Origin of the sequence: Coprococcus intestinihominis, from assembly GCF_040096555.1 — a bacterium.
Lineage (GTDB): Bacteria > Bacillota > Clostridia > Lachnospirales > Lachnospiraceae > Coprococcus_A > Coprococcus_A intestinihominis.
In genome coordinates this window covers 1-3,486 of record NZ_JBBMEK010000313.1, presented here as the reverse complement: position 1 = coordinate 3,486, position 3,486 = coordinate 1, and the positions used below count along the sequence as shown (strand labels likewise).

Annotated in this window: 2 protein-coding genes and 1 pseudogene; 2 read left to right on the top strand and 1 reads right to left on the bottom strand. The window is 44.1% G+C overall.

What is annotated here, in order from left to right; all coding sequences use genetic code 11:
* Window positions 1-561, top strand: a pseudogene (locus WMO25_RS16305) (hypothetical protein); the annotation flags it as partial.
* A gap of 302 nt (window positions 562-863) precedes the next feature.
* Here the strand turns inward: WMO25_RS16305 and WMO25_RS16300 are convergent.
* Complete coding sequence (locus WMO25_RS16300) at window positions 864-1,907, bottom strand: 3-deoxy-7-phosphoheptulonate synthase (RefSeq protein WP_349086217.1); 1,044 nt, start codon at window positions 1,905-1,907, stop codon at window positions 864-866.
* 305 nt (window positions 1,908-2,212) lie between these two features.
* On the opposite strand from WMO25_RS16300, the gene WMO25_RS16295 reads away from it, so the two are divergent.
* Window positions 2,213-3,486 (top strand): ATP-binding protein (locus WMO25_RS16295; RefSeq protein ID WP_349086215.1); only part of this gene is annotated, 1,274 nt, incomplete at its 3' end.

Here is a 3,486-nt window from a genome sequence, read left to right as displayed (position 1 = left end):
GGGCAGTTGTTTGGACTGGAGAATATATATGACCATTATCTTTCAGAAGGGGCGGCAGACAGGATGTGTGCTTATCTGAAAGAAAGATGGGAAAAGCCCGGCAGTCGCTACCATGTCATGAAAGAGATGTTTGCCTGTCTGCACAAACTGGAAGTCCTGTCAGCAGACTGGCCGAAGAAAGTCAGACATTATGAGAAGGTTTTATTTGGCGGCGGCAGGAAACAATACGAAGCACTGCACCAGTACCGGATGCCGGACAAAATAGCAGAACAGCTGCTCAGTTACTTCATTTATGTATATTTTGCGGGCGCTGTCTATGATGGAATGCCGTATTCAAAAGTCAAACTGGCCGTCATCAGCACCATGCTCATCGAAGACATGGTCTGCGCCAAAGCAGCAGAAAAAGGTCAGCTTTCCTTTGAGGCAATCGCTGATGCCGCTCATAGTTACGCTCGGGAAGTCGAACACTCCGACCTTAATCTCCAACGCCTGTCTATCATGTTCAGACACCAGAAATGCTTCCATATCGGACGCCTGTGCGGTGCATTGTTGGAATGGTAAGTATTTAATGTGCATTTATGAGCAATACATTTTATTAATTACTGATTTACATCATTGAGAGTATAGCTTCAGATTGAAAATTAACATCATATTGAGAAGACTATCATGCGGCTGCTTCAATACGCAAAAGAGAAGAAATTAAAAATGCCTCTTCTACACAGGTGCTTCTAACGCGTCCGGTACTTAGGTGCTGTTTTTTAGCACCTTATGTACCGCTGACAGCGTTAGGTAGTGCGAACGTGCCTGTGTAGAAGAGGCATTTTTAATTTCGCTCTATGACTAGAGGGCAGCCGCTTTGCGATTTACAACTGCTCCGCAATACTGTAAATCAGCGCCTCCGTTTTTTCCCAGCCAAGGCAAGGGTCAGTAATGGATTTGCCGAATACGCCTTCGCCGATCTTCTGACTGCCGTCTTCCAGATAGCTCTCAATCATGAAGCCCTTGACAAGCTTTTTGATGTCATCGGAGTGACGGCGGCTGTGCATGACTTCGTTGGCGATACGAATCTGTGCCATGTACTGCTTGCTGGAGTTGGAGTGGTTGGTGTCAATGATGCAGGCCATATTCTCAAGGCCTTTTTCTGCATAGTTTTCATAGAGACGGCTGAGATTCTCAAAATGGTAGTTCGGGATATTGTTGCCGTGTTCATTGACAGCACCGCGGAGAATAGCATGGGCCAGTGGATTGCCGGGCGTTTTGACTTCCCAGCCCCTGTAGACAAACATCTGCGGGCTCTGGGCAGCCTCAATGGAATTAAGCATGACGGAGATATCTCCGCTCATTGGGTTCTTCATACCGCATGGAATGCCGACACCACTGCCTGTAAGACGGTGAATCTGGTCTTCTACGGAGCGGGCGCCTACAGCTACATAACTGAGCAGGTCAGAGAGGTAGCGGTGATTCTCAGGGTAGAGCATTTCATCGGCACAGGTAAGTCCGGTTTCTTCGATAGCTCTTGCGTGGAGCTTGCGGATGGCGATCAGGCCTTCCAGAAGATCCGGCTGTTTCTCAGGGTCCGGCTGGTGGAGCATGCCCTTGTAGCCTTTGCCTGTTGTCCGGGGCTTATTGGTATAGATACGCGGTATCATAATGATTTTGTCAGCAACCTTCTCCTGAACCCTTGCCAGTCGGTGAATGTATTCCATAACAGGCTCTTCACTGTCTGCGGAGCATGGGCCGATAATTAAGAGAAACTTGTCGGATTCGCCTGTAAAAACACGGCGAATGGCTTCGTCGCGTTCGGCTTTATGTTGGGCGATTTTTTCAGAAATCGGGAATTGTTTCTTAATTTCCTGTGGGATTGGGAGTTTGCGGACAAACTCCATCTGCATCTGTTCATGATTCATGGGTCAAACCTCCGTTTTGTTGAATTTATCTTTTATACAAATATTGTAAAAATCAATGTAACATCATTATAACACAGATACTTTAAGAGTTCAACGCTTTAAACTGAGAAAAATACGCGATGGTTTGAAGTTACAGGAAAATTTTGTGCGTTTTGAATTGTAATTTGTCGAAATAACAGAGATAGACTTGAATTACTATAGGAAATAGGAGTATAATCGGATAAATAAACACATTTGTAAAAAATGATGTTAAGAAAATATATCATGGATGCAGGACATAGCAAAGATAAATGGAGGACTGAAGAATGTATAAAATCGTATCAAAGCTGTTAATGTACGGCGATATGCCGAAGGACAGCATTTTAATGCAGTTAAGCGATATTTTCAAACAGATGGATCAGGATACCCAGTCAAGGGATGAACTGGTGACACGCATTTTTACCCAGGTGAAACATCTGCTTCAGGTGGCCACCGATTATGGTTTCGATAAGAATCTCTGGCACAATTATCTGACTTATCTGTTGATCACAGATGAGAATCCTTTCAGTTTAACCTGTGAGAAAGTCGGGGCCAACGACGGCAGTGTCAACTTCTTTGCCAAAGGTGATTTTAAGGCATTTAAGGCTTTGTTTGACTTTGATTTTTCTGAAATTGAAGAACGTCTGGGCATTGATTGCTTTACAAGGCTCTCGCAGTACAAGGCTATTGGTAAGAAAGAATTGATGTACAATAAGAATGTTAGTGAGAAGGTCCAGGCCCTCAGTGAACGGCTGGAGAAAACAGCGAATGAGGATGAATTTTTTGACGTGGTGACGGATTTTTACAAAGCTTACGGTGTGGGTATGTTCGGTCTGAATAAGGCATTCCGTATTGCGTCAAGAACAGAGAATCATGTGGAATTCTGTCCGATCAACAATATGGATACGGTGATGTTAGATGACCTAGTAGGTTATGAAATCCAGAAGAAGAAGCTGGTGGATAATACGGAAGCCTTTGTTCAGGGCAGAAAAGCCAACAATGTGCTGCTCTTCGGCGACAGCGGTACAGGTAAATCCACAAGCATCAAGGCTATTGTCAATGCTTATTATGACCAGGGTCTGCGAATGATTGAGATTTATAAGCATCAGTTCAGAGACCTGTCCAACGTTATTGCACAGATTAAAAACCGCAATTATCGCTTTATTATTTATATGGATGACCTTTCTTTTGAAGAGCATGAAATTGAATACAAGTTCCTGAAAGCAGTTATTGAAGGTGGTGTTGAGACAAAACCTGAGAATATCCTGATTTATGCCACATCCAACAGACGTCATCTGATCAAAGAGACATGGAATGACAGGAATGATATGGAGTACGAGAACGATCTTCATCGTTCAGACACAATGGAAGAAAAATTGTCTCTTGTTAATCGTTTTGGTGTTCAGATCAGTTATTCAAAGCCATCCAAGAAAGAATTCAATGAAATCGTCATTGAACTGGCACGCCGTGTGGGTCTGACCATGACAGATGAAGAACTCTGTGCTGAGGCAAATAAGTGGGAGATGCGTCACGGCGGTATTTCCGGACGTACGGCACAGCA